Annotated in this window: 27 protein-coding genes; 10 read left to right on the forward strand and 17 right to left on the reverse strand. The window is 63.4% G+C overall.

Features of this window, described 5'->3' with window-relative positions; translation table 11 throughout:
• Position 1 precedes the first annotated feature (1 nt).
• The 4 genes from AC0L26_RS26795 to AC0L26_RS26810 all read left to right on the forward strand — a co-directional run bounded on the left by AC0L26_RS26795 (position 2) and on the right by AC0L26_RS26810 (position 2,076).
• Positions 2-292 carry a hypothetical protein gene (locus AC0L26_RS26795; protein ID WP_473635273.1) on the forward strand — a complete coding sequence of 97 codons (291 nt, stop codon included), beginning with the start codon at positions 2-4 and terminating at the stop codon, positions 290-292.
• Positions 289-1,035, forward strand: coding sequence for an SDR family NAD(P)-dependent oxidoreductase (locus tag AC0L26_RS26800; protein ID WP_473635274.1), 747 nt, complete (start codon positions 289-291; stop codon positions 1,033-1,035). The genes AC0L26_RS26795 and AC0L26_RS26800 overlap by 4 nt, the downstream gene beginning before the upstream one ends.
• A gap of 78 nt (positions 1,036-1,113) precedes the next feature.
• Positions 1,114-1,743 (forward strand): hypothetical protein, encoded by a 630-nt coding sequence (locus AC0L26_RS26805; RefSeq protein WP_473635275.1) that lies wholly within the window; start codon positions 1,114-1,116, stop codon positions 1,741-1,743.
• A gap of 126 nt (positions 1,744-1,869) precedes the next feature.
• Positions 1,870-2,076, forward strand: coding sequence for a hypothetical protein (locus AC0L26_RS26810; RefSeq protein ID WP_354494550.1), 207 nt, complete (start codon positions 1,870-1,872; stop codon positions 2,074-2,076).
• Positions 2,077-2,089: 13 nt separating this feature from the next.
• Here AC0L26_RS26810 and AC0L26_RS26815 read toward each other — a convergent pair whose 3' ends face one another.
• Positions 2,090-2,596, reverse strand: a complete 507-nt coding sequence (locus tag AC0L26_RS26815; RefSeq protein ID WP_473635276.1) for an OsmC family protein — start codon at positions 2,594-2,596, stop codon at positions 2,090-2,092.
• Positions 2,597-2,737: 141 nt separating this feature from the next.
• Entirely contained in the window at positions 2,738-3,772 is a 1,035-nt protein-coding gene (locus tag AC0L26_RS26820; protein ID WP_473635277.1) for a MerR family transcriptional regulator, read from the reverse strand.
• A 256-nt stretch (positions 3,773-4,028) separates the two neighbouring features.
• Here AC0L26_RS26820 and AC0L26_RS26825 point away from each other — a divergent pair, with 256 nt between their 5' ends.
• Together AC0L26_RS26825 and AC0L26_RS26830 are read left to right on the forward strand one after the other, a co-directional pair.
• Positions 4,029-4,916 carry a DMT family transporter gene (locus AC0L26_RS26825; protein WP_473635278.1) on the forward strand — a complete coding sequence of 296 codons (888 nt, stop codon included), beginning with the start codon at positions 4,029-4,031 and terminating at the stop codon, positions 4,914-4,916.
• Positions 4,917-4,986: 70 nt separating this feature from the next.
• Positions 4,987-5,877: a DMT family transporter gene (locus AC0L26_RS26830; RefSeq protein ID WP_473635279.1), complete on the forward strand. Its 891-nt coding sequence runs from the start codon at positions 4,987-4,989 to the stop codon at positions 5,875-5,877.
• A gap of 143 nt (positions 5,878-6,020) precedes the next feature.
• Here AC0L26_RS26830 and AC0L26_RS26835 read toward each other — a convergent pair whose 3' ends face one another.
• Positions 6,021-6,884, reverse strand: coding sequence for a LysR substrate-binding domain-containing protein (locus AC0L26_RS26835; RefSeq protein WP_473635280.1), 864 nt, complete (start codon positions 6,882-6,884; stop codon positions 6,021-6,023).
• Positions 6,885-6,995: 111 nt separating this feature from the next.
• On the opposite strand from AC0L26_RS26835, the gene AC0L26_RS26840 reads away from it, so the two are divergent.
• Together AC0L26_RS26840 and AC0L26_RS26845 are read left to right on the forward strand one after the other, a co-directional pair.
• Entirely contained in the window at positions 6,996-7,403 is a 408-nt protein-coding gene (locus AC0L26_RS26840; RefSeq protein ID WP_473635281.1) for a tautomerase family protein, read from the forward strand.
• A gap of 128 nt (positions 7,404-7,531) precedes the next feature.
• Positions 7,532-9,754: an AMP-binding protein gene (locus AC0L26_RS26845; protein WP_473635282.1), complete on the forward strand. Its 2,223-nt coding sequence runs from the start codon at positions 7,532-7,534 to the stop codon at positions 9,752-9,754.
• 4 nt (positions 9,755-9,758) lie between these two features.
• Here AC0L26_RS26845 and AC0L26_RS26850 read toward each other — a convergent pair whose 3' ends face one another.
• The 7 genes from AC0L26_RS26850 to AC0L26_RS26880 form a co-directional block, all read right to left on the reverse strand.
• Positions 9,759-10,016, reverse strand: coding sequence for a hypothetical protein (locus AC0L26_RS26850; RefSeq protein WP_352928918.1), 258 nt, complete (start codon positions 10,014-10,016; stop codon positions 9,759-9,761).
• A 130-nt stretch (positions 10,017-10,146) separates the two neighbouring features.
• The gene (gene pssA, locus AC0L26_RS26855) at positions 10,147-10,962 is read right to left on the reverse strand and encodes a CDP-diacylglycerol--serine O-phosphatidyltransferase (RefSeq protein WP_473635283.1); all 816 of its coding nucleotides are present in this window, start codon (positions 10,960-10,962) and stop codon (positions 10,147-10,149) included.
• Between the two features lie 3 nt (positions 10,963-10,965).
• Positions 10,966-11,664, reverse strand: coding sequence for a phosphatidylserine decarboxylase (locus tag AC0L26_RS26860; protein ID WP_473635284.1), 699 nt, complete (start codon positions 11,662-11,664; stop codon positions 10,966-10,968).
• A gap of 212 nt (positions 11,665-11,876) precedes the next feature.
• On the reverse strand, positions 11,877-12,224 hold the full coding sequence (locus AC0L26_RS26865) for an antibiotic biosynthesis monooxygenase (RefSeq protein WP_354494568.1): 348 nt from the start codon (positions 12,222-12,224) through the stop codon (positions 11,877-11,879).
• Positions 12,225-12,330: 106 nt separating this feature from the next.
• Positions 12,331-14,217, reverse strand: a complete 1,887-nt coding sequence (locus AC0L26_RS26870; protein ID WP_473635285.1) for an ABCB family ABC transporter ATP-binding protein/permease — start codon at positions 14,215-14,217, stop codon at positions 12,331-12,333.
• A gap of 76 nt (positions 14,218-14,293) precedes the next feature.
• Positions 14,294-14,620 (reverse strand): ArsR/SmtB family transcription factor, encoded by a 327-nt coding sequence (locus tag AC0L26_RS26875; RefSeq protein ID WP_473635286.1) that lies wholly within the window; start codon positions 14,618-14,620, stop codon positions 14,294-14,296.
• Positions 14,621-14,682: 62 nt separating this feature from the next.
• Positions 14,683-16,128: a LysM peptidoglycan-binding domain-containing protein gene (locus AC0L26_RS26880; RefSeq protein WP_473635287.1), complete on the reverse strand. Its 1,446-nt coding sequence runs from the start codon at positions 16,126-16,128 to the stop codon at positions 14,683-14,685.
• A gap of 112 nt (positions 16,129-16,240) precedes the next feature.
• Between AC0L26_RS26880 and AC0L26_RS26885 the strand changes: the two genes are divergently transcribed.
• Together AC0L26_RS26885 and AC0L26_RS26890 are read left to right on the forward strand one after the other, a co-directional pair.
• Positions 16,241-16,852, forward strand: a complete 612-nt coding sequence (locus AC0L26_RS26885; RefSeq protein ID WP_352928928.1) for an LOG family protein — start codon at positions 16,241-16,243, stop codon at positions 16,850-16,852.
• Between the two features lie 213 nt (positions 16,853-17,065).
• The gene (locus tag AC0L26_RS26890; RefSeq protein WP_473635288.1) at positions 17,066-18,067 is read left to right on the forward strand and encodes a transporter; all 1,002 of its coding nucleotides are present in this window, start codon (positions 17,066-17,068) and stop codon (positions 18,065-18,067) included.
• On the opposite strand, the gene rarD is transcribed toward AC0L26_RS26890, so the two are convergent.
• The 7 genes from rarD to AC0L26_RS26925 all read right to left on the reverse strand — a co-directional run bounded on the left by rarD (position 18,042) and on the right by AC0L26_RS26925 (position 23,407).
• Positions 18,042-18,977, reverse strand: coding sequence for an EamA family transporter RarD (gene rarD / locus AC0L26_RS26895; protein ID WP_473635289.1), 936 nt, complete (start codon positions 18,975-18,977; stop codon positions 18,042-18,044). The genes AC0L26_RS26890 and rarD overlap by 26 nt on opposite strands.
• Positions 18,978-19,060: 83 nt before the next feature.
• Positions 19,061-20,677, reverse strand: coding sequence for a citramalate synthase (gene cimA, locus AC0L26_RS26900; protein WP_473635290.1), 1,617 nt, complete (start codon positions 20,675-20,677; stop codon positions 19,061-19,063).
• A 2-nt stretch (positions 20,678-20,679) separates the two neighbouring features.
• A complete protein-coding gene (pip, locus tag AC0L26_RS26905; protein ID WP_473635291.1) occupies positions 20,680-21,651 on the reverse strand; it encodes a prolyl aminopeptidase in 972 nt (323 codons plus the stop codon).
• Positions 21,648-22,124 (reverse strand): GFA family protein, encoded by a 477-nt coding sequence (locus AC0L26_RS26910; RefSeq protein WP_352928934.1) that lies wholly within the window; start codon positions 22,122-22,124, stop codon positions 21,648-21,650. Before AC0L26_RS26910 ends, pip begins: the two co-directional genes overlap by 4 nt.
• The gene (locus tag AC0L26_RS26915; RefSeq protein WP_473635292.1) at positions 22,121-22,612 is read right to left on the reverse strand and encodes a GFA family protein; all 492 of its coding nucleotides are present in this window, start codon (positions 22,610-22,612) and stop codon (positions 22,121-22,123) included. The genes AC0L26_RS26910 and AC0L26_RS26915 overlap by 4 nt, the downstream gene beginning before the upstream one ends.
• Before the next feature lie 4 nt (positions 22,613-22,616).
• Positions 22,617-23,003 (reverse strand): VOC family protein, encoded by a 387-nt coding sequence (locus AC0L26_RS26920; RefSeq protein ID WP_473635293.1) that lies wholly within the window; start codon positions 23,001-23,003, stop codon positions 22,617-22,619.
• The gene (locus tag AC0L26_RS26925) at positions 23,000-23,407 is read right to left on the reverse strand and encodes an endonuclease domain-containing protein (protein ID WP_473635294.1); all 408 of its coding nucleotides are present in this window, start codon (positions 23,405-23,407) and stop codon (positions 23,000-23,002) included. Before AC0L26_RS26925 ends, AC0L26_RS26920 begins: the two co-directional genes overlap by 4 nt.
• Positions 23,408-23,536 lie beyond the last annotated feature (129 nt).

Raw genomic sequence — 23,536 nt, forward strand, 5'->3', positions numbered from 1 at the left:
CATGAGCACTCGAAGGGGCTTGTGGAAGAACCTCAGTGATTCATTCTCTTTTGCGAAATCCTTGCTCAAAGATCGGATAGATGCCGAGGTCGATATTGATACGCCTCTTGGTAACGGGTTTCTTTTTTGCCAAGTCAGAGAGGCAAGGGAGACTCTAAACAGATACGTCGTCGTCAAAGCCATCGGCGGTGATTCAACGGTTTTTGTTCCTCTTGACGAGAATTCCGCCAAGCAGTTGATTTCCTTCCTTCAGCTGTCGTTCTTAGACCAGCAACCCAAGAATAACTCATGACCCCTGCCCTCGATCTTTCCGGCCGTGTCGCGGTCGTCACCGGCGCCTCGCGCGGCATCGGCTACTTCATCGCCCTGGAACTTGCCGCTGCCGGAGCGCATGTCATCGCGGTTGCCCGCACCGTCGGTGGGCTGGAGGAACTCGACGACCAGATCAAGGCGTCCGGCGGACAAGCCACACTTGTGCCGCTCGACCTCGCCGACATGGCCGGCATCGACCGGCTGGGCGGCGCCATCCACGAGCGCTGGGGCAAGCTCGACGTTCTCGTCGCCAATGCCGGGGTGCTCGGCGTCATCTCGCCGATCGGCCATGTCGAGGCCAAGACCTTCGAAAAGGTGATGACCATCAACGTCACCTCGACATGGCGGCTGATCCGCTCGGTCGACCCGCTGCTCAGGCTCTCCGATGCCGGCCGCGCCATCGTGCTTTCCTCCAACGCCGCCCATTCGGCGCGGGCCTTCTGGGCGCCCTATGCGGCATCGAAAGCGGCGGTCGAGACCATGATGCGTTCCTGGGCGCATGAGACAGAAAACTTGGCCCTCAGGGTCAATGCCGCCGATCCGGGCGCCACCCGCACCGCCATGCGGGCGCAGGCGGTGCCCGGCGAGGATCCGGAAACGCTGCCGCATCCCCAGGAGATCGCCAAACGCATCATGCCGCTGGCCAGCCCCGCGCTTAGGGAAACCGGGCTGATCTTCCAGGCCAAGCACAACCGCTTTGTCGCCTACCGGCAGCCGGAGTAGACGCATCGCGCATTTGGCGGAAGAATTGCGGCGCCACCGACGTTGTTGGAATGCAATATTCGCAAACGGAGGAACACCATGCGCAGACTGCTTCTCGTCACCGCCGCCGCATCGCTTGCAGCCGTTGGCGTCGCATCCTCACAGGATACGACAATGAGCTTCTTCGTCACCAGCGTCGGCTCGGGCAAGGGCGCCGATCTCGGCGGTTTGGCGGGCGCCGACGCGCATTGCGGGTCGCTGGCTGAAGCCGCCGGCGTTACCGGCAAGACATGGCGAGCCTATCTCTCGACCGGCGATACCGATGCGCGCGATCGCATCGGCAAGGGGCCGTGGTTCAACGCCAAGGGCGTCAAGATCGCCGACGATATCGCTTCGTTGCATAGCGATGCCAACGCCATCACCAAGCAGACGGCGCTCGACGAAAGGGGCGAAGTGATCAACGGCCGCGGCGACAAGCCCAACCGGCACGACGTGCTGACCGGCTCCAAGCCCGACGGCACGAAAATTGCCGACCAGACCTGCGGCGACTGGACGCTGAGCGGAGCAGAAGGCGCAGCGATGACGGGCCATCACGACCGTACCGGTCTCGACGATTCGGCTGCCGCCAAATCCTGGAATTCCTCGCACGCTTCACGCGGCGGCTGCAGTCAGGAAGCACTGAAGAGCACCGGTGGCGACGGCCTGTTCTACTGCTTTGCCGCGAACTGAGCTGTTCAAAACAAACGGAGGACTCACGCGGCGGCGCCGTGGCGAACCACCGCGCCCAACCGTGCTTTCGTCTACCGCCCGGAGTTGATAGGATCGCCCGAATCCCACAAGAAACGAGGAATTCCCATGGCGGCTTCGAGCGTAGCGTTGGTCTGGTATCTGGTGATTGCCGGACCGCAAGGCGGCATGGTGGTGCTGCCCAGCACGTTCGACACCCGCGAACAATGCACTTCCGCAGTCGCTGAATATCAGAAGCAACCAACCCCTGCCGGCTGGTCGGTGCAGTGTGTGCCTAGCGCCTCGCCCTTCGCTGACGAGGGCGAAAGCGAGTAACTGGCCGCGCGCTTCAGCGGCGCGCGCTCACCGTCAGTTCCGGCCTGGCGTTGATAGTCTGGAATACCACGCAGTAGCGTTCGGTCAATTTGACCAGCGTATCGATGCGTTCTTGGGGCTCATCGCTGTCGAGGTTGAAATTCAGCCGGATGGCGCGGAAGCCGACCGGCGCATCTCTTGCCACACCTAAAGTGCCGCGAAAATCGAGATCACCTTCGGCCTCCACCGTCGCAGTGCCGAGCTTGAATTCCAGCGCCGTTGCCACCGCCTTCAGCGTCACGCCGGCGCAAGCGACCAGCGCCTCCAGCAGCATGTCGCCCGAACATAGTTCGAGCCCCGAACCGCCGGTAGCCGGATGGAGACCGGCAACGGCCAGCGCCCGGCCGGTCTCCACCTTGCAGGCGATCGATTGGTCGTCGATCGAGCCTCTGGCCCTGAGCGTGACCAGCGCGCTCGACGCGTCGTCGCGATAGGCCTCCTTGAGCGGGGCCTGCATGGCCTTCAATCCGGTGGCGTCCATGTGCAACCCTTTTCGACAGTCATCTTCATCGCTCGTCACGATACTCGAATAGAACCGAGACAGCCCCACCTTGATTTCACGACATTTGGATCGGAGTGACAAGCGATCCCGGCGTTGCTGCGTCATCAGACCTGGTGCATCTCACGCGACCTCGGGTCGCCACGCGATGACGCCATCCGTTCGAGCCCGCACCTCGGGGGTGGCCAGGCAGGTGGCGACGGCCTCGTAGCCGGGAGTGCCGGGATATGGGGCGACATGGGTTGGCGGGCTGTGATTGGCGGGGCAGAGGATGATCGCTTCGTCGCTGCCGACAGCCGCCAGGTCCAGTATCGCGCAGGAGCGTGTGAGCAGAAAAAGCGATCGACCACCGGGCCCACGGCGGCGCAGATGGGCAATCAGGGCCTCTTGGGAGGCTTGGTCCAGTCCCCGCTCGACCATGTCGACGACCAGGATAGCAGGACCTTCGGCTTCCAATCCAGCGAGCAGAGCGATCAGTGCGTCCGACACGGTGGCGCCGTCCTCAATGAGCCAGCCCAGCGTCCGATCAACCCGCGACCTGAGAGCTGGGTCGGCATCGACGCGAGCCAGAGCCGCCGCACAGCCATTCGCCAGCCGCTCCAAGCCAAGGAAGGCGGCGTCGGGCAGGATCTCAGCCAGGCGCTGCGCCAGCCGGGTCTTTCCGCTGCCCAGCGGACCGACGATGTAGTTCAGCGGCCGGACATGTCGCAGCTCGAAGCGCTCGCCTCCCCAAGGCCAGGGAAGGTCGAAAGCGACGCTGAGCGTGGCGTCTGGCGCCATCAGGCGCGCCAGTTCCCCGGCTGTGGGCGCCTCGCCTCGAGCGAGGTCATCCCGTAGGCCGGCGATCTTCTCTATGATGCCGACAAGCTGACGTAGCCGGTCTTCGAGTACTGCCTGGTGCGCGGCCAAGGCCGGCTCCATGCCCTGAGGATCGCCTTTCAAGACCCGCGCTACCTGAGCCAGGCTGAAACCAAGCGCGCGCAGCGCCGCGATCTCGGCGGCTCGGCCCATCTCGACGGGACCGTAGGCTCGCCATCCGGCAGCGGTGCGGATCGGAGCGATCAGGCCATGCTGCTCATAGAGCCGCAGGGCTTTGGCCGAAACCCCGAGCCGGCCGCCGGCTTCGGAAGCGTTCAGGAACTGGGCGGAAGAGCTCATGAATCACCTTGTTGCTGTTGACCGCCTTTCTATCGGGCCTGCCCCAAGGGCCGAGTCAACAGGGATGTTTGCGGCAGCTCTTGTCATTGCCGAGCCCACTCGACCGACCGTATCGGCTTCCGCCAACCCTGCCCCAATGCAAGCCTGCCGCTGGCGCAGCGCCGCGCAGGATTTCGCCCGTATAGCGTGTACGGTGCCTGCCGCGCGGCAGGCGTCCACATTCTCGTTTTGCCGCGACAACCGCCGGACATAACCAATGGCCGACATCGCCATCCTGGAAACCCGTGAAAGGGTGCTCGCCGGCATCCTGTTCACCGGGGCTGCCTACCTGATGTTCTCGATGCAGGACGCGTCGATCAAACTCCTGGTCGTCGGCATGTCCGTCTGGCAGATCATGTTCTTCCGCAGCGTGACCATCCTGATCGCCTGCGCGGCAGTTGGTGGGCGCCGCCTGTTCGAGGACACCGCGCGCTCGCCCATCGTCAAGCCGATGTTCGTGCGCAGCGCCTTCACCCTGGCGGCGTGGCTCTGCTACTACAACGCCGCCCGACATCTGCAATTGGCCGAGCTCACCACCATCTATTACGCAGCGCCGATCATCGTCACCGTGCTTTCGGTGATCATGCTTGGCGAGAAAGTGCCACTGTTGCGCTGGCTGGCAGTTCTGATCGGCTTTGCCGGCGTCTTCGTCGCCTGCGACCCGGCCCGTCTCGGCCTGTCGATGCCGGTGCTGCTGGTGCTGGCCGCCGCTTTGCTGTGGGGCATCGCCATCGTGCTCATGCGCAAGACGGCGATGGCGGAGCGTACGATGATCCAGCTCATCCTCAACAACTTTTACTTCCTGGTCTTTTCGACGCTGCCGGCCCTGCTTTTGTGGCAGATGCCCGACTGGCGTCAGGTGCTGCTTCTGATCAGCGTCGGCGCGCTCGGCGGCGTCGCGCAATGCCTGCTCTTCGAAGGCATGAAACGTGCGCCGGTCTCCATTGTGGCGCCGTTCGAATACACTTCGCTGGTCTGGGCTTTCGCGCTCGGCTTCGCGATATGGGGCGACGTGCCGCGTCACGAAGTGTTCCTCGGCGCAGCGCTCATCTTTGCGGCCGGCCTGCTGATCATCGGCAACGAACATTTCCGCAAGCGGTTGTAGGATGTCCTGCTGACAGTACGGTGTCAGGACAAGGCAGCGTAATCTGGATGACATGACGGGATCTCTAAGCATGCCAGGCACCACCGACACTGCCGCCGAGCGTACCCTTGGCATCGTCCTGGTTTCGGCGTCGGCAGCTGTGTTCGGCCTCACCGGCGTGTTGACCAAGTCGATCCATGCAGACCCGCTGACCATCACCTGCTGGCGCGGCTTCGTCGGCTCGATCCTGATTGCCTTCTATGTGCTTTGGCGCCGCCGCCGCTCCGGCAGGCGTGAAAGCCTGCGCCTCGGCTGGCGCGGCTGGCTGCTGGCGGTGGAAGGAGCGCTGGCCAGCATCGCCTTCATCTCGGCGTTCAAATTCACCTTCGTCGCCAATGTCGCGATCATCTACGCTACCGCACCCTTCGTCACCGCGCTGCTGGCGTTCGTGCTGGTTCGTGAGCGCTTCCGACTGCAGACGCTTGCCGCCGCCGCCGTGTCGCTCAGCGGTGTGGCGATCATGGTATGGTCCGGCTTCGGCACCGGGAATCTGTTCGGCGACGGGCTGGCGCTGCTGATGACGGTCGGCGCCGCGCTCTACATGATCATGGTGCGCGCCTTCCGCAACACGCCTGTGGTGTGGGCCGGTGCGGTGTCGGCATTCCTCCTGTTCGTGCTCGGCTGGTTCGTCACCGACCCGCTAGCCGTCTCGACCAGAGATGCAGTGCTGCTCGTCGCCTTCGGTGCGTCTTTCGCGCTGGCCTCAATCTTGTGGACGGAGGGCGCGCGGCTCATTCCAGCGGCGGAATCCGGCCTGCTGGGTTCGGCTGAAGTGCCGTTCGCGATCCTGTTCGCCTTCCTGTTCCTGGCCGAGATCCCTCCGGCCGCCAGCATGATCGGCGGCGCCATCGTGCTCTGCGCGGTGTTTGCCCATGCCGGGCGCGACTGGCATGCGGCGAGGCAGCGCGCGGCGGCGCTCTGACCCTCCGAAATAAATTTGCAAAGTCGTGGAACCATTATCGAGTTCAGACATTGGTGGTTCGACGGGTCACCCCCAAGTCCCCCAAACCCCTCGGCCCGTCTAACCTACAGCCGACCGCAAGGTCGGCTTTTTCTTTGCGCGCTTCAGCTTGGTAGGCCCTCCAAGACAAGGTTATCGCTGAGAAGCGCAGCCAGATCCTGCGCTGGGGGCTCGGCATCCTGGCGCAGCCGGATCGCGAACTCGGCGATGGGAACCGGCGGCAGCCCAAGGTCGCGCGGTGCCTCGACGATGCCGGAATGGGCAAAGCGCGCCGTCCGCAGCGTCAGAGCAATGCCGGCGTTTACCGCCGTGCGCAGCCCGGCCAGGCTGGCACTGCCGGCGGCGATGCGGTAGCGACGGCCGGCCGTGTCGAGTGCCGCGATCGCCGCTTCACGAAAGCCGCAATATGGATCGAGCAGTGCCAGCGGCAGCTCGTCCTGGCGTGCGGCCAAACCCCTTTGCGAACAGAGCCACATCATCGGTTCGCGGAGCACGCCGACTTCGTCCGGCGCCGGAGCCTGTCGCATGGCGATCATCAGATCGAGGAAGCCGGTTTGCAGCGCCTGCGCCAATTCGGCGGAGCGGCCGACGCGCAGTTCGATCCTGACGCGCGGATGGCTCGTGGCAAAGGCCCTGAGCAGCTCCGGTAGGCCGCTGTCGGCGAAATCTTGCGTCGTGCCGATGGCGACGCGACCGTCGGCCCGCACGCCCTTGAGTGCCAGCCACGCCTCCCGATGCACTGCCAGGATACGCCTGGCATGGCCGACCAGATCCTCGCCGGCCGGCGTCAAGCCGCGACCTCGACCCTGCGGCACCAGAAGCGGTTCGCCGACAATATCCTCAAGCCGTTGCATCTGCGTGGTCACCGCCGACGCCGAGCGGCCGACAATTGACGCCGCCTGCGCCAACGAGCCGCCATCGACGAAGGCGAGAAAGGTTGTGAGGAGGTCGGGGTCGAGCGTTTGCATAATTCGATAGTATCAAAGTGTATGTCAAAAACAATTCGATTTTCATAATGGAAGAGCGATGGCAAAGATTTCTGACGGCGAAGAGATGCCGCGTAACCCGAGGAGAAAATTGTGCCGATCATCAATGTCAGCGTCACCGGCAACCCCGATGCCGCTTTGTCCGCCGCTATCGCCAAGCAGGTGACCGAACTGACCGCTACGCATCTGCGCAAGGATCCTACCATCACCGCGGTCGCAATATCCTATCTCGACCCGCATCACTGGTTCGCCGGTGGCAAGTCGCTAGCCGAGCATGGCACCAAGACCTTCTGGCTCGACATCAAGGTGGTCGACGGCACCAACACCAAGGTTGAGCTGGAAGCCTATCTCAAGGCGATCTTCGCAGTCTTTGGCAGACTGCTGGGCAAGGTGCACGAAGAAAGCTATGCCTTCGTGCATGAAGTGCCGGCCGCCGCCTACGGCTATGGCGGCAAGACGCAGGAATTCCGTTTCATCAGCGGGAGGTTGAAGGCGGCGTGAGCCGCTGCCTTCGCTTCTCCCGATGGAGAAGGCAGAAATGAAGCCGCATTGACCTTGAGCCTACTTCGTCTAGGTTCTCACCGAAGCGGTCGGAAGAGCCGCGACGTGATCGTTGGGAGAGATGCGGCATGATCCTGACACTGGCGTTGCTTGCGGGCCTCATTGCGGCCTGGCTGCTGATCGGCGTGGTGGAAAAATTCCGTCTCGGCCTGCGCTTCATGCAGGCGCTGCTTTACGTGCCATTCAAGCTCGCCTACCGGCTTGCCGACGACCGCATCAAGATTGCCCGCAACGCAGCCGCCCCGGTCATCTACGTCATTTCGCACCAGTCACGTCTTGAACCGGCGCTGATGCTGTCGCTGCTGCCGGAAGACACGCTGCACATCCTCGATGAGGTCTCGGCGCGGTCGCCCTGGTTCGAACCTTGGCGCGAGCTTGGCCGCACCATCGCTTTCAACGCCGAGCATGTCTTCGTCAGTCGCCGACTGGTGCGGGTGCTGAAGGGCAAGGGCCGGCTTGCCGTATATCTGCCGGATGAAGTCGAACCCGATATCAAGACATTTCGCCTGTTTCGCGCCGTCACCCGTATCGCCATGCAGGCCGATGCCCGCATCGTGCCGATCTTCGTCGCCGGCGCGCGCGCTCTGCCACTGTCACTGACGCCGGCCGACAAGGCGCCGCGGCGCTGGTTTCCGCGCCTGTCGATCAGCGTGCTGGAGCCGATGACCATCGCCGAGCTGGCGGCGCGAAATCCTGACCAGTCCTCGAACACCAATGCGCTGTTCGACCGTTTCGCCGAAGCCCGGATTTTCGGCAGCGATCTTAACCGCGGCCTGTTTCTCGCCATACGCGACGCCGCCGACCGTGTCGGTGCCTCGCACCCTATTATCGAAGACGTAATCAGCGGCGCGCTGAATTACAAAAAGCTGTTCATAGGCGCGCGGGTGCTGGGCCGCCGCTTCGAGGCTGTGACGGTGCCGGGTGAAGCGGTTGGATTGCTGCTGCCCAATGCCAACGGCGTTGTGCTGTCGCTCGTTGGCCTGTTGTCTGCGAGCCGGGTGGCGGCGATGATCAACTACACCGCAGGTCCGGCCAGCGTCACCGCCGCCGTGCGCACGGCGGAAATCCGCACCGTGATCTCGTCGCGGGCCTTTGTGGACAAGGCCAGCCTCGCCGACATCGTCGCAGCGGTGGAAGAAGGCGGCGCCAAGCTGCTGTGGCTGGAGGATGTGCGGACCAGCGTGACCGTGCTGGACAAGCTTGCCGCCGCCTTGCTGTGGCGCCGGCCGCTGCAGCCGCAGAATGCCGCCAAGCCGGCGGTGATCCTGTTCACCTCAGGCTCGGAAGGCACGCCCAAGGCAGTGGTGCTGTCGCATAGGAACCTTCTCGCCAACGCCATGCAGGCCGAGGCCCGCATCACCATCTCGCCGGCCGACATCCTGCTCAACGTGCTGCCGGTGTTCCACTCGTTCGGGTTGACGGGCGGCACCATCCTACCGCTGGTGACCGGGGTAAAGCTGTTCCTTTATCCTTCGCCTCTCCACTACAAACTGATCCCCGAGGTCGCACGCAAGGCGAGGCCGACCGTCATGTTCGGCACCGACACGTTCCTCGCCAATTATGCGCGCACCGCCAAGGACGGCGATTTTTCCAGCCTGCGCTTCATCGTCGCCGGCGCCGAGGCGGTGAAGCCGGAGACCCGCCGCGTTTACCGTGAGCGCTTCCAAGCCGAGATCGTCGAGGGTTTCGGACTGACCGAGGCGGCGCCCGTCGTTGCCGTCAACACGGCCATCCACGGTCGCGACGGCACCGTCGGGCGGCTGTTGCCGGCCATGCGCATGAAACTCGAACCGATCGAGAGCATTAGCGGCGCAGGACGGTTGTGGCTCGACGGGCCAAACCTGATGATGGGCTACATGACATCGGATCGGCCCGGCGAACTGCAACCGCTCGACAGCTGGCACGACACCGGCGACATCGTTTCCGTCGACCGCGAAGGCTTCATCACCATTCGCGGCCGGGCCAAACGCTTCGCCAAGATCGCCGGCGAGATGGTCTCGCTGGGCGCAGTCGAGATGCTGGTGCAGTCGCTATGGCCGGAAGAGCACCACGCGGTGGTGGCAGTGCCGGACAAGCGCCGCGGCGAACGCATCGTGCTGGTCACCACCGCTGTCGATGCCGACCCCGATGAATTGCGCAAATTCGGCAGACAAGCAGGTGCCGCCGATCTGATGGTGCCGAACGACATCGTCAAGGTCGGGGAAATCCCGGTGCTGGGTTCAGGCAAGACCGATTATGTTTCGACCCGCAAACTGGCGATCGACCAGCTGGGGCTCAGCGCGGCAGCTTGACGCCTTAGAGAACCATCACCGACAACAGCAGGATGACGCCGGCCGCCATCATCAGCAGGCCCGGCCAATTCTGCGACAGGCCGAGGAAAGCGAGCCCGCGCCGCTGCGGCTCGAGTGTCGGGCCTGGCGTTGCCAGCTTCGAGCGATCCGGCGCCGCGCGAACAGGCGCCGGATCGCTGAGCCGCCCGCGCCTTAGTGCTGCGCCGGCCATGTACACAACGCCAGCGACGAAGAGCAACGCACCGATGAGGACGACGGCCATTCTTTCTCGCTCTCCTCCTGGTATTGCGCCTGGCACAGCAGAGATCGGTCGCGAGGCGTTCGTGAGATCACTCGCCTCGCCACTGAGTCAGAACGGTCAAGATGCCTGCAGGTTCCCGGCCAGGTGTCCGTTAGCCGATGTCTGAAGGCGGCACCTTCTCGCCTTCGCGCTTCGCGCGCCTGGAATAGGCGCGGACACTGAACGGCAGGAAGAGCAGATATCCGGCAACCGACGCCGTCAGCGTGTACCAGGGATAGGTCATCAAAAGCAGGACGTAGAGGACGACGCCGAGGATGATCGGCAGCACCTTGTCGCCCGGGACCTTCAGGCTCTTGCCGGAATAGACCGGCAGGCGGCTGACCAGCAGGAAGGCAACCAGAATGGTGAAACCGGTGGCGATGAAGGCGGCTGGGCGGGATGGCTCCAGGCCAAGCCGCAGGAAGGACAGATAAAGCGGCAGCATCACCAATACGGCGCCCGCCGGCGCCGGCACGCCGACGAAATACTCGGTCTGCCACTGCGGGCGATCTGTTTCTTCGTCGAGCACGTTGAAGCGAGCGAGTCTCAGCCCGCAGGCGATGGTGAACAGGAGCGCGGCGATCCAGCCCGGCGAGCCGGCCTGGTCGAGCAGGAAGGCATAAAGCACCAGCGCGGGTGCCACGCCGAAATTGACGATGTCGGCCAGCGAATCCATCTGGGCGCCGAATTTGGACGTCGCCTTCAACATCCGCGCCAGGCGGCCGTCGATGCCATCGAGGAAGGCGGCGAGCAGCACCATCACCACTGCCGGCTCGAAACGGCCCTCGAAACCGAAGCGGATGCCGGAGAGGCCGGCGCAGATGGCGAGCACGGTGACGAGGTTGGGCAGCACCATGCGCATCGGGATTTCATGGATCCGCGGGCCGCCGCTGCCATGCGCCTCGAATTTCTTGAACGGCGCGCCCACGGCTCAGGACACCCGCACGAGCGGCGTTGCGGCAATGCCACCGAATTCGGCCAGTATGGTTTCACCGCCAACCGCGGTCTGGCCGACGGCGACGCGCGGCGTTGCAGTCGAGGGCAAGAAAACGTCGACGCGCGAGCCGAAGCGGATCAGCCCGAAGCGCTCGCCGATGCCGATCGTGCCTCCGGTCTCGGCCCAGCAGACGATGCGCCGCGCCACCAGCCCGGCGATCTGCACCGCAGCCACCGTGCCGTTGGGGCTATCTATGACCAAGCCGTTGCGCTCGTTGTCGGCGCTCGCCTTGTCGAGCGCGGCGTTGAGGAATTGGCCCGGCCGATGCTCGATCCTTGTGATGCGGCCGCGCACAGGGGAACGGTTCACATGGCAGGAGAAGACGTCCATGAACACCGAGATGCGGGTCATTTCGGTACCGCCGAGACCAAGTTCGCGCGGCGGCACGGCCGGACCGACCGCAGTGATGATACCATCGGCCGGGCTCACCACCAGCCGGTCGTCGACAGGCGTGACGCGCTCGGGATCGCGGAAGAAATAGACGCACCATGCCGTCAGGATGAGGCAGACCCAGAACAGGATTGAAGAGAAATAGCCGAGAAAAAGCGTCACCGCGGCGAACGCCGCGATGAACGGATAGCCTTCGCGATGGATCGGAACCAACGTTTTCTTGATCGTGTCGACGAGGTCCATGGGACGGGGGCAGCCCTTGTTTCAAGTTCGGCCTCAATAGCGGAAAGCCCCTGTGGCCGCAACGCGCAATGGGGAAGGCCGCCGCACTGCGGCTGCTGGGCGTCTGACGTCGATGGGACAGCGCCCCCTATGTCCTGCCGGCAGGACATAGGGGGTGCGAAGGATCGCAATGCGCAGCCACAGAACGAACCGGGTGCCGAATGGCCGTGAGGTTAGGCGCCAGGGATCCGATGATAGTTGGCGATGTCGGCCCTGACGCCGAGCCGGGCGATCGTCTCTTGCGGGTTGAAGGCAATATGCTCATGCGCGGCCTTGACGATCGGCACCACATTGTCGACAGCTGCCTGGCTTTCCCATTCGACAATGGTCACGAGGTTGAACTCGCCCGGCCCGGAGAATTGCTCGAGCAGAAAATCCCGTACGAAGCCTTTCTGCTGGCGCAGCAATTCGTGCGTCATCCTGACCTTGGCGATGATTTCTTCGCGGGCTTCGCTAGGGACGACGAACTTGTCGACCCTGAACACGCTATCATTGCCATGTTGTTGACTTAGCTGATCCATTTCCGCTCTCCGACCGCGAACAGGCGCACCGTGCACCTTCGATTGGCGGTCTACGATCTCAACTTAGGTTGAGGTCAAGCGGAAAAATCAACTCATTCTCGACACCTCAATTTACCTCCGAGGGGCGGCGGCGGACGACGACGCCGAGCTCGTCGCTTTCGTGCGCTATACGCAGCCGCTCCTCGGCCTCGGTTGCCTCGCGCTGGCGGTCCCACATCGAGGCGTAGAGGCCGGCCTTGCGCATCAAGGCGGCATGTGTGCCGCGCTCGGCGATCTGGCCGTCCTGCAGCACGATGATCTCGTCGGCCGAAATCACCGTCGACAGCCGGTGGGCGATGACGATGGTGGTGCGGCCCTGGCTGACGAGATCGAGCGCCGCCTGGATCTCCTGTTCGGTATGGCTGTCGAGCGCCGAGGTCGCCTCGTCGAGCATCAGGATCGGCGGCGCCTTCAGGATTGTGCGGGCGATCGCTACGCGCTGCTTCTCGCCACCGGACAGTTTCAGCCCACGCTCGCCGACCATCGAACGGTAGCCATCGGGCAGCCGCTCTATGAACGGCCCGATCTGGGCGAGTTCGGCTGCCTTGCGGACATCCTCCTCGCTGGCATCGACGCGGCCGTAGCGGATGTTGTAGGCGATGGTGTCGTTGAACAGCACAGTGTCCTGCGGCACCATGCCGATCGCCGCGCGCAGGCTCTCCTGCGTGACGTCGCGAATATCCTGGCCGTCGATCAATATCTTGCCGCCCTGGATGTCATAGAAGCGAAACAGAAGCCGCGAAATGGTCGACTTGCCGGCGCCCGACGGCCCGACAATGGCAACCGTCTTGCCGGCGGGCACTTCGAAGCTGATGCCTTTCAGTATCTTACGGTTGGGATCGTAGGAAAAGTGCACGTCGCGGAACTCGACTTTGCCGGCGTCAACGACCAACGGCTTGGCACCCGGTTTGTCGACGATCTCCTGCGGCACATCGAGCAGATCGAACATCTGCTCGATGTCGGTCAGCCCCTGGCGGATTTCGCGATAGATGAAGCCGATGAAGTTGAGCGGCACCGAAAGCTGCATCAGCATGGCGTTGATGAAGACGAAATCGCCAACCGTCTGCGTGCCAGCCTGCACCTCCAGCGCCGAAAGGCACATGACGACGACCGTGCCGAGACCGAAGATGATGCCCTGGCCGAAGTTCAGCCAGCCGAGCGAGGTCCAGATCCTGGTGGCGGCGGTCTCGTAGCGCGCCATCGACCGGTCGAAACGCTCGGCTTCCATGCTCTCGTTGTTGAAATATTTGACCGTCTCGAAATTGAGCAGCGAGTCGATCGCCTTGGTGCTTGCGTCGGTGTCGCTGTCGTTCATGTCGCGGCGAATGACGATGCGCCAGTCGCTCGCCCTGATCGTGAACCAGATATAGAGCCAGACCGTGACCGCTACGACGGCCACGTATTTCCAGCCATAGGTAACGGCGAAAATGCCCGCAGTCAGCGCGAATTCGAGGATGGTCGGCAAAGTGTTGAGGACGGTGAAGCGGACGATCGTCTCGATGCCCTTGGTGCCGCGTTCGATGATGCGCGACAGACCGCCGGTGCGCCGCTCGAGATGGAAGCGCAGCGACAGCTGATGCATGTGGACGAAAGTTCGGAAGGCGAGTTGGCGCACCGCATATTGCCCGACGCGGGCAAACAGCGCGTCGCGCAGCTGGTTGAAACCGAGCTGCACCAGCCGCACGACATTATAGGCGACGACCAGCATGACCGGCGCCAGCAGGAAAGCCGGCAGCGGCGGCACCGACTTGGCATCGCCGGCCAGCGCATCGGTCGCCCATTTGAAGAAATAGGGACCGGCAACCAGGGTCAGCTTGGCGACGACCAGAAGCACGGTCGCCCACACCACCCGCGCCCGGAGGTCGGCACGGTCGGCCGGCCACATGTAGGGCCAGAGGTTGCGTAATGTTCTGAAGGTCGAGCCGGAATCGGCAGAGACGGTTTTTTCGGCCATTTCATTGCCTTTTCGTATTCTTATTGTTTGACCACGATCTTTTCCGAAAACCGGCTTCCACTTTCGGGATCACGGCCTAGCGGCCAGAGCAGCAGGAATTGACGAGCGCGGCCAGCGACGCGGAAACATCGGCGAGCGCATCGCCGTCGACCTGATAGCGCGAGCGTTGCCGGTCCGGCTCGTAGCGGACGAGCCCGGCGTCGACCAATATCTTCAAATGCTGGGAGACGGTGGACTGTGCCAGGTCGAGATGGTCGACGATCTCCCGGCAGCAGCAGGAGCGGCTGGCCGAAAGATGCCTAAGGATCTCGATCCGCGCCGGGTGCGAAAGCGCGGCGAGCTTCGCAGCCACGGCCTGGCTATCGGCGAAGCCGCAGGTCGTCTCGATCAGGGGAGCATTCATCGTCCATCGCCGATAAACGATGAACAAAGTTTCCGCAAGACAGCAAAAGAAAGAAAAGATTTCTACTCAGTCTTGATCGGCGCCGCCGTGATCTGGTCGCCCATCGCCTTGAGGTCGGCGGGCTCGCCTTCTTTCGATTTTTCCGGGACCTTGAAGACCTGCCCCGGCCAGATGCGGTCGGGATTGCTGATCTGGTCCTGATTGGCGAGATAGATCGTCGAATAGCGAACACCCTGGCCGTAGACGCGCCGTGAAATCCGCCACAGCGTATCGTGGCGGCGAATGATGACGGCGCTGTCTGCGTGTTCGAGCTTCGGTGCCGCGATCTCGGGCACTTCAGACGGGGGCGTGGCAGCCGCCACATCGGCCGGAGCCTCGGTTGCAGGAGCCGCAGGCGTCGTCGCATCAGCGGCCGCAGGCGGCGTGGCAGGTTCGGTTGCTGGCGCGGCCGGCTTTGGCTCGGCAGGCGCCACGGCGGCGACCGTCTCTCCCGGCTCGCGCTCGAACGGCACGGCGGCACGGGCCACCACCTTGACCCCGCCGGCATCCAGCGCGTCGACATGGATAGTGTAGGTGCCGACCGGAATATCGCGCGTCGCCTCGACCAAGAAATGGCCGTCGGGCGAGGTTTTTGCGTCGCCGAGCAAGATGTCATTGGCATAGGCGCGCACTTTGCGGCCCGGCTCGGCCGAACCGGCGACGAAGATCTTGCTGCCGTCGATCTCGACGGCTTCGACGACGATTTTTGGCCCTGCGGCCGGTGTTGCGGGTGCGACCTGCACTTCCGGAGCCGCGGGGGCGGCTTCGACAGTGGCCGGCGCCGTAGCAGCCGGTGCGGCTGGGGGCGGCGCGGCGGCAGCGGGGTGCTCGGCAGCCGGAGCGGCCGCCTTGTCCCCGGCAGGCGGGGATTCAGGCTGGTTCTCGGGCGCAGGAACGGTGAGCAATTCGGAGGGCTTGCCGGGTTCTTCGACCATCGCCAGCACCTGGCCGGCCGAATTCTGCGGAATTGAGACGACGGCGGTCTGTGCCGAGGGGTTCACGACGTTGTCGGGCGTCGTCGAACGCAGTGTGATCGTGTAGTCGCCGGGCTTCAGCGGATCGTCGAGAACAATGGCAAAGGCGCCATCGGCACCGGCAACCGTCGCACCGAGGACCGTCGAGCCGTTGAGGATTTCGACCTTGGCGTTGGGCGCCGCATTACCGGCGACGACGATGGAGCCATTGCTTTCGACCCGCACAACATCGAAACTTGGAGCAGCCACCTCGGCTGATGCCGGCGTCTCAGCCGGCGTTGCCGGCGCCATCGCATCCATGGCCGGTGCGGAGGGAAGCCGCCCCGTGGTCCCCGGCTCGGCCGGCTTCTGCACCGGCGGCGACAGCGATACCACTTCCGCCGGTGGCGCGCGGTTGAGATACGGGTCTAGCGCGCCCGACACATAGGCTGTTCCCGCCGCAGCGACGGAACCGCCAGCGGCGAACAAAAACGCCTTTAATGGATTAATTGCCATATTTCCCTGCCCTTAGCCACCTAATGCCGGTCTAGCCTGTTTTGTCCAGACCGACAAGAAAAAGCCCGCGCCGGGCTTGACCACGAATAAAGACCCAATCACCAATCATCTCATGAACACGATTCGATCCATCTGCGTCTATTGCGGCTCATCGCCGGGCCGCGATGAAACCTATGCCAAGGCCGGACACCTGCTCGGGCGCTCGATTGCCAAGTCCGGCCTGCGTCTGATCTATGGCGGCGGCACCAAGGGCATCATGGGAGCCGTTGCCGAAGGCGCATTACGGGCTGGCGGCAAGGTGACAGGCATCATTCCGCGCTTCCTGATCAACAGGGAGGCAACCGAATCCGCGCTTGACCGGCTTGACGAGCTCGTCATCACCGAAAATATGCACGAGCGCAAACATACGATGTTCGAGAAATCCGACGCCTTTGTGGCCTTGCCGGGCGGCATCGGCACGGTGGAGGAAATCATTGAGATCATGACCTGGGCGCAGCTCGGCCATCATCGCAAGCCGATCGTCTTCGGCAATGTCGGGGGTTTCTGGGACCCGATGCTGGCGCTGCTCGACCATATGATGGCCGAAGGTTTCATCCACACCGCGCAGCGGGTCAAGCCGCTGGTGGTCGATGATCCGGAAGCGATCGTCGCCGCCATCATGGTCACTGGATCGTCAGTCGATGCGCCGACCGAAGGTGTGCAGTCGGTGATCGATAAAATGTAGGGGAGTACGGCAGTAAGACAGCAAGTGAATTACCGAGAACGACCCTCCCTACTGCCCTACTGCCCTACTGCCCTACTGCCCTACTGCCCTACTGCCCCACTGCCTGTGATCGGCTGTCAAGAAACCGTCACACGAAACCGGGTTCGCCCGTGCTAGGGATCATCGCCCGGCCGCCATCGCGCGGCGCGTATTCGATAACCTGGCGAAGCGACCATGAACATCGCTCTCAATCCGGAAGGCAGCGACCTGTCACCTTATCTGCCCGACGAGCACGGGCTGTTCTTCATCTATCATTTCACCGCCGAAGGCGCCCGAACCAAAGACCCGGCCGCAGCACACTGGACGTGGCGCAGCTATCAGCTTTCCGATATGCGCGCCCGCCATGAGATCGCCGCCGATCAGGCTTTGCCGCCACCGGTGCGCGATGCCTTCCTGTCGGCCGGCCATGGCTGCCACATCGACCTCGAAGGCGACTGGCTCCATGGCGATCTGCCGGACCTGCGACACGACTATTCGGCGGAGGCCCGCGGGCTTGGCCATTTCCGCTTCGCCTTCAACGATAGGATGCTGATCGGCGGCCGCAAGCAACCGCTCCGGTCAGTCGACATTATCCGCAAAACGATCGACAACGGGTCGCGTAAATTCCGCTCTCCCGCCGAACTGATCGAGGCTGTCATGGGCCAGTCGCTCGACGGGATGGCAACGGAACTCGGCAGCCTTGGCGACACGCTCGACGGCATCGAGGACCGCATCGTCTGCGATGCATGGCACAATGAGCGGCAGGCGCTGGTCGATGCGCGCCGGCAATTGGTGGTGATCCACCGGCAGATGGCGGCGTTGACCAGCCTGTTCCGCCATCTCGACCATTCGCATCGCAACGATTTGCCCGACCCAATCAACGACATGGCGGCCCGGCTTTCGCACCGCGCCCACACATTGCATCATGACGGCGAGCAATTGCAGGCGCGCGCCCGGCTCTTGCAGGACGAGCTGATGGCCAAGCTGACGACGCAGTCGAACCAGTTGCTCTACATGCTGTCGGTGATGACGGCGGTGCTGTTGCCGATGACGATCATCTCAAGCCTGTTCGGCATGAATGTCGGCGGCCTGCCGCTGGTCGACACGCCGATGGGGTTCTGGGTGGTGTCGTTGCTATCGCTGACCGTCGCGGCAGTCGTCTATCTGTTCGTCAGGCGGCTGGGGCGCGGGATGTAGCGCTGGCCTTGCGCGCCGAAGAAAACATCGACCAGGAGTAGATCGCCAGCGCCGTCCAGATCAGCCCGAAGGCGATGGCTTGGGTGCTGCCGAAGGGTTCGCCGAAAATCAGCACGGCGATCAGGAACACGATGGTCGGCGCGATATACTGCATGATGCCGATGGTGGAGAGGCGCAACAGCTTGGCTCCGAAGGCAAACAGCAGCAGCGGTATGGCGGTGACCGGGCCGCAGCCGATCAGCAGCGCTGTATCGCTCAGGGAGCTGGAGACGAAATGGTCTTGCCCGGTGACGACGAGGAAGACGATGTAGCCGAGCGCCGGCACCGACAGCAAAAGCACTTCAAGCAGAAAGCCTTGGCTCGGACCAATTGGCAGCGTCTTGCGGAAGAAGGCATAGGCGGCAAAGGAAAACGCCAGCACCAGCGATACCCAGGGCAGCTTGCCGGCGTCGATCGTCAGCACCGCGACCGCGATGGCTGCCAGCAACACCGCAGCGATTTGCAACCGGTCGAGCCGTTCGCCGAGCAGCACCGCGCCGACAACGACGCTGACAAGCGGGTTGATGTAGTAGCCGAGCGCGGTCTCGATGGTGCGGTCGACCGCGATCGCCCAGACATAGATGCCCCAGTTCACCGAAATCAGCGCCGCCGTCAGCGCCGCCATCGAAATGATGCGCGGCGAACGTACCGCGGCTTTGAAATCCGCCGTGCGGCCGGCCCAAATCAAAACGGCCGCTGCGATCGGTACCGACCAGACGATACGATGCGCGATGACTTCGGCCAGCGGCAGATGTGCGACCGCCTTCATGTAGAAGGGCAGCAGCCCCCACAGGAGATAAGCGCCAAGGGCCAGCAGGAAGCCACGCCGGGCCTTTGCGGCTGCCTCGATCTGAGTTGCGTCGGTGGCCATGGCCCAACGCTATGCGCCAGCCGCCGTGCCAAGACCATCGCAAAGTTCTGATGGATCAATGGACTTTCGCTGATGGTTCAATTTCACTCCGCTGCGACCAGCCCGGCCATCTCTCGGTTCTTCATCAGCTTGTAGACGATCGAATCCATCAGTGCCTGGAACGAAGCGTCGATGATGTTTTCTGAGACGCCGACCGTCCACCAGCGGGCGCCGGTGCCGTCATGCGATTCGACCAGCACGCGGGTGATCGCTTCGGTGCCGCCATTGAGGATACGCACCTTGAAGTCGGCAAGCTCGAGGTCGGCGATCTCGTTCTGGAATTTTCCGAGATCCTTGCGCAGCGCAATGTCGAGCGCATTGACCGGGCCGTGCCCTTCGGCCACCGACATCTTCTCCTCGCCGTCGACCAATACTTTGACGATCGCTTCGGAGACCGTCTTCAACTGGCCGTTGGCATCGAAGCGGCGCTCGACCATGCAGCGGAAAGAGGTGACGCTGAAGAATTCCGGCAGGCCGTGCAGCATCTTGCGCGCCAGCAACTCGAAGCTGGCGTCGGCGCCTTCATAGGCGTAGCCCTCGGCCTCGCGCTCCTTGACCACAGAGATCAGCGCGTCGAGCCGGTGGTCGTCCTTCGGCATATCGATGCCGCGCCGTTTCAACTCGGCGAGGAAATTGGCCTTGCCGCCCTGGTCCGAAACCATGACGCGGCGGCGGTTGCCGACTGCTTCCGGCGGCACATGCTCATAAGTGGCGGGCTCCTTGGCCAACGCCGAGGCATGGATGCCGGCCTTGGTGGCGAAGGCGGAAGCGCCGACATAGGGCGCCTGCGCTTCCGGTGCGCGGTTCAGCAATTCGTCGAAGGCGCGGGACAGGCGCGATATGCCGGTCAACGCTTCGGCCGAAATGCCTGTCTCGAAGCGGTTGGAAAAGGCCGGCTTCAGCGCCAGGGTCGGCACGATGGAGATCAGATTGGCGTTGCCGCAGCGCTCGCCGATGCCGTTCAGCGTACCCTGGATCTGGCGCACGCCAGCCTCGACGGCGGCCAGCGAATTCGCCACGGCCTGGCCGGTGTCGTCATGGGCATGGATGCCGAGATGGCTTCCGGGAATGCCTGAGGCGATGACCTTCTCGACGATGGCGTACACTTCCGAGGGCTGCGTGCCGCCATTGGTGTCACACAGCACCACCCAGCGCGCACCGGCATCGTAGGCGCTCCTGGCGCAGGCAAGCGCGTAGTCCGGATTGGCCTTGAAGCCGTCGAAGAAATGCTCGCAGTCGACCAGTGCTTCCTTGCCCGAGGCAACCGCCGCCTCGACCGAGGCCTTGATCGCCTCGAGGTTTTCCTCGTTGGTGCAGCCTAGCGCGACGCGGACATGATAGTCCCAGCTCTTGGCGACAAAGCAGATGGCATCCGCCTTCGACTGGACCAGTGCGGCAAGGCCGGGATCATTCGAAGCCGACACCCCTGGCCGCTTGGTCATGCCGAATGCGACGAACTTGGCACTGGCCGTGCGGTGCTCGGCAAAGAAGGCGGTGTCGGTCGGGTTGGCGCCGGGATAGCCGCCTTCGACATAGTCGATGCCGAACTCGTCGAGCAGCTTGGCGATGGCGATCTTGTCCTCAACGGAAAAATCGATGCCCGGCGTCTGCTGGCCATCGCGCAGTGTGGTGTCGAAGAGATAGAGGCGCTCGCGGCCCATGATCATTTCCCCGCAAACTTATCCGTCGCCCGGATCAGCCGGTCGAGGATGCCCGGCTCCGAATAGGCATGGCCGGCGCCCTCGATCAGGTGGAAATCCGCCTTCGGCCACGCCTTGTGTAGCGCCCAGGCGTAGCGCGCCGGGCACGGCATGTCGTAGCGGCCATGGATGATGGTGCCGGGGATGTCCTTCAGCTTCCACGCGTCGCGCAGCAGCTGCCCCTCCTCCAGCCAGCCGGCATGGACGAAATAGTGGTTCTCGATGCGAGCGAAAGCGACGGCATAGTCGTCCTCACCAAACGGGCCGCTGGTTTCCGGCTCGGGCAACAGCGTGATCGTCTCGCCTTCCCAAAGGCTCCAGGCGCGAGCGGCCTCAACCTGCACCTTACGGTCGCTGCCGACCAGCCGTTTGCGATAGGCCGCCATCATGTCGCCGCGCTCGGCCTCGGGGATCGGCGCCAGGAAGCGTTCCCATTTGTCGGGGAACATTTCCGAGACGCCGAACTGGTAATACCATTCGAGTTCCGCGCGCGTCAGCGTGTAGATGCCGCGCACGACGAGCTCGCTGACGCGCTCGGGGTGCGTCTCGGCATAGGCCAACGCCAGTGTCGAGCCCCACGAGCCGCCGAACACCAGCCATTTGTCGAAGCCGCACATCTCGCGCAGGCGCTCGATGTCGGCGACCAGGTGCCAGGTGGTGTTGGCCTCGAGCGAGGCATTGGGCGTCGACTTTCCGCAGCCGCGCTGGTCGAACAGGATGACATCATAAAGCTTCGGATCGAACAACCGCCGGTGCTTCGGCGAAATGGTGCCGCCCGGTCCGCCATGCAGGAACACAGCCGGTTTCGCGCCCCTGGTGCCGGAACGCTCCCAATAGACCTGATGGCCATCGCCAACATCCAGCATACCGGACTCGAAGGCCTCGATCTCCGGATAGAGGGTGCGGAGTTCGTTGCGCACAGATTCTGGGCTCATAATTTCAGACCCTGCTGCGGCCAATTGGCCGTCTCGTGATCCGGATGCTGGAAGGAGATGATCGATTCCTGCCGGTTGTAATAGTCAGGATCGTGATGGACCGGTGCCTCGAAGATCTTCTCCACCCAGGGCAGCCGGGCGGCGTAGTTGACCTGGATCTGCGGCGCCAGGTCGGAACGGTCGTCAAAAGCACCGATGGCGATCTCGAGCCCGCCGGGCTGCCGATAGGTCAGTGGCGTGCCGCAGCGGCTGCAAAAGCCACGATCGATGTTGACCGAAGACTGGAAGTAGCTCGGCTCCTCGCGCACCCATTCGACGCCGTCCTTCGGCACCGTCACCAGCGCGCCGAAGAAGGAACCGAACTGTTTCTGGCACATGCGGCAATGGCAGATGGAAGCGCGCCCGAGCGCCCCACGAATGCGGAAACGCACGGCGCCGCACTGGCAGCCGCCGGTTCGAACGGTTTCGGTCATGATCTTTCCTCCGGCGGCCATTGTTCGGTGTCGTGGTCGGGATGCTGGTAAGAGACGAGATCGGCAAGATAGGACGCCGACGAGACGTCGGCCATCGTGTCCTCGCCGGGCAATTCGTGGATGTGATCGACATAGGGGAGTTTTGCTTCGGTGCCCCACTGGATGGTCGGCGCGATCTCCTCCGGGTCGTCGAAGGCCGCGATGGCGAGTGCGATGCCGTCGGGCGCCTCGAAGGTCAGCGGCGTGCCGCAATCGGCACAAAAGCCGCGCAATGCAGCGTTGGAGGAGCGGAAGTGTTTGGGTTCGCCGCGCGTCCAGTCGAGTTTTGCGTCGCGCACGGACACCAGCGGCAGGTAGAAATTGCCGCTTGCCTTCTGGCACATGCGGCAATGACAGACGGAGGCGTCGCCCAGTGCGCCTTCGATACGGAATCGCACGGCGCCGCACTGGCAACCGCCTGTGTAGACTGGTCTGTTGTCCAGGCTCATCGCTTCACTCCGAAGCATGGCAGACGGCTTCGACATTGTTGCCGTCTGGGTCGAAGACAAAGGCGCCATAGTAGTTCGCATGATAGTGCGGACGCAGGCCCGGCCCGCCATTGTCCTTGCCGCCGGCGGCGATTGCCGCGGCGTGGAAGGCATCGACCTCGGCTCGGCTACGCGCAGTAAAGGCGACGTGCTGACGGTCCTTCGGCTTGTCCTTGCCTTGATGCAGCCAGAACACCGGCCGGTCACGGCCATAGCCGCCGACCTTGGCGCCACCGGTATATTCCTGCGGCACCATGTAGAGCAGTGAGGCACCGAGCGGCGCCATCGCCTTATCGTAGAAGGCTTTCGACACGCCGAAATCGGAAACGGTGATGCCGAGGTGGTCGATCATGGTACTGCCTCCTTTGCTGGCTCGTGTGCCGGCATCTCAGCGCCAGCTAGGCCGGCCTCGATGATCATGTGCTGGCAGACGTTGTCGATGTCGCGGGTGACGTCGTCGTTCCAGAAGCGCAGGATGGTCCAGCCGAGTGCTTCAAGCCTTGCGGTTCTTATGGAATCTAATGCCGAAGCTTCCGTCTGTGCATGCTGGGAGCCATCAAGTTCGACGATCAGCTTCTTGCTGGGGCAGGCAAAATCGACGATGTAGCCGGCGATAGGCATCTGCCGACGAAACGCTAGCCCCATGAGCCGGTGCGCCCTGATTTCATTCCAGAGTTTCAGTTCGGCGTCGGTCATTGCCTTGCGCATCTTGCGCGCGTTGCGGCGGTTGTTGGCGGGTACAGGAAAATGCGTCATCGCGGTTCGCCCCCCTCTGCCCTGCCGGGCATCTCCCCCTCAAGGGGGGAGATTGGCAGCTTCATCGGCAGCGCCTTTTCTGCAACCTCGGCGACTGGCGAAAACGACGGTGACATCCAATCTCCCCCC

It is taken from the genome of Mesorhizobium sp. WSM4823 (assembly GCF_055811195.1).

Coding starts and splice junctions, on each gene's coding strand:
- AC0L26_RS26910 (WP_352928934.1), bottom strand. CDS start 22,124: ATGACCGAAACCGTTCGAACCGGCGGCTGCCAGTGCGGCGCCGTGCGT.
- AC0L26_RS26820 (WP_473635277.1), bottom strand. CDS start 3,772: ATGAGCTCTTCCGCCCAGTTCCTGAACGCTTCCGAAGCCGGCGGCCGG.
- AC0L26_RS26875 (WP_473635286.1), bottom strand. CDS start 14,620: ATGAATGCTCCCCTGATCGAGACGACCTGCGGCTTCGCCGATAGCCAG.
- AC0L26_RS26800 (WP_473635274.1), top strand. CDS start 289: ATGACCCCTGCCCTCGATCTTTCCGGCCGTGTCGCGGTCGTCACCGGC.
- AC0L26_RS26850 (WP_352928918.1), bottom strand. CDS start 10,016: ATGGCCGTCGTCCTCATCGGTGCGTTGCTCTTCGTCGCTGGCGTTGTG.
- AC0L26_RS26830 (WP_473635279.1), top strand. CDS start 4,987: ATGCCAGGCACCACCGACACTGCCGCCGAGCGTACCCTTGGCATCGTC.
- AC0L26_RS26810 (WP_354494550.1), top strand. CDS start 1,870: ATGGCGGCTTCGAGCGTAGCGTTGGTCTGGTATCTGGTGATTGCCGGA.
- AC0L26_RS26865 (WP_354494568.1), bottom strand. CDS start 12,224: ATGGATCAGCTAAGTCAACAACATGGCAATGATAGCGTGTTCAGGGTC.
- AC0L26_RS26920 (WP_473635293.1), bottom strand. CDS start 23,003: ATGATCGACCACCTCGGCATCACCGTTTCCGATTTCGGCGTGTCGAAA.
- AC0L26_RS26825 (WP_473635278.1), top strand. CDS start 4,029: ATGGCCGACATCGCCATCCTGGAAACCCGTGAAAGGGTGCTCGCCGGC.
- pip (WP_473635291.1), bottom strand. CDS start 21,651: ATGAGCCCAGAATCTGTGCGCAACGAACTCCGCACCCTCTATCCGGAG.
- AC0L26_RS26915 (WP_473635292.1), bottom strand. CDS start 22,612: ATGAGCCTGGACAACAGACCAGTCTACACAGGCGGTTGCCAGTGCGGC.
- AC0L26_RS26870 (WP_473635285.1), bottom strand. CDS start 14,217: ATGGCCGAAAAAACCGTCTCTGCCGATTCCGGCTCGACCTTCAGAACA.
- AC0L26_RS26795 (WP_473635273.1), top strand. CDS start 2: ATGAGCACTCGAAGGGGCTTGTGGAAGAACCTCAGTGATTCATTCTCT.
- rarD (WP_473635289.1), bottom strand. CDS start 18,977: ATGGCCACCGACGCAACTCAGATCGAGGCAGCCGCAAAGGCCCGGCGT.
- AC0L26_RS26805 (WP_473635275.1), top strand. CDS start 1,114: ATGCGCAGACTGCTTCTCGTCACCGCCGCCGCATCGCTTGCAGCCGTT.
- AC0L26_RS26815 (WP_473635276.1), bottom strand. CDS start 2,596: ATGGACGCCACCGGATTGAAGGCCATGCAGGCCCCGCTCAAGGAGGCC.
- cimA (WP_473635290.1), bottom strand. CDS start 20,677: ATGGGCCGCGAGCGCCTCTATCTCTTCGACACCACACTGCGCGATGGC.
- AC0L26_RS26925 (WP_473635294.1), bottom strand. CDS start 23,407: ATGACGCATTTTCCTGTACCCGCCAACAACCGCCGCAACGCGCGCAAG.
- AC0L26_RS26835 (WP_473635280.1), bottom strand. CDS start 6,884: ATGCAAACGCTCGACCCCGACCTCCTCACAACCTTTCTCGCCTTCGTC.
- AC0L26_RS26880 (WP_473635287.1), bottom strand. CDS start 16,128: ATGGCAATTAATCCATTAAAGGCGTTTTTGTTCGCCGCTGGCGGTTCC.
- AC0L26_RS26845 (WP_473635282.1), top strand. CDS start 7,532: ATGATCCTGACACTGGCGTTGCTTGCGGGCCTCATTGCGGCCTGGCTG.
- AC0L26_RS26860 (WP_473635284.1), bottom strand. CDS start 11,664: ATGGACCTCGTCGACACGATCAAGAAAACGTTGGTTCCGATCCATCGC.
- AC0L26_RS26885 (WP_352928928.1), top strand. CDS start 16,241: ATGAACACGATTCGATCCATCTGCGTCTATTGCGGCTCATCGCCGGGC.
- AC0L26_RS26890 (WP_473635288.1), top strand. CDS start 17,066: ATGAACATCGCTCTCAATCCGGAAGGCAGCGACCTGTCACCTTATCTG.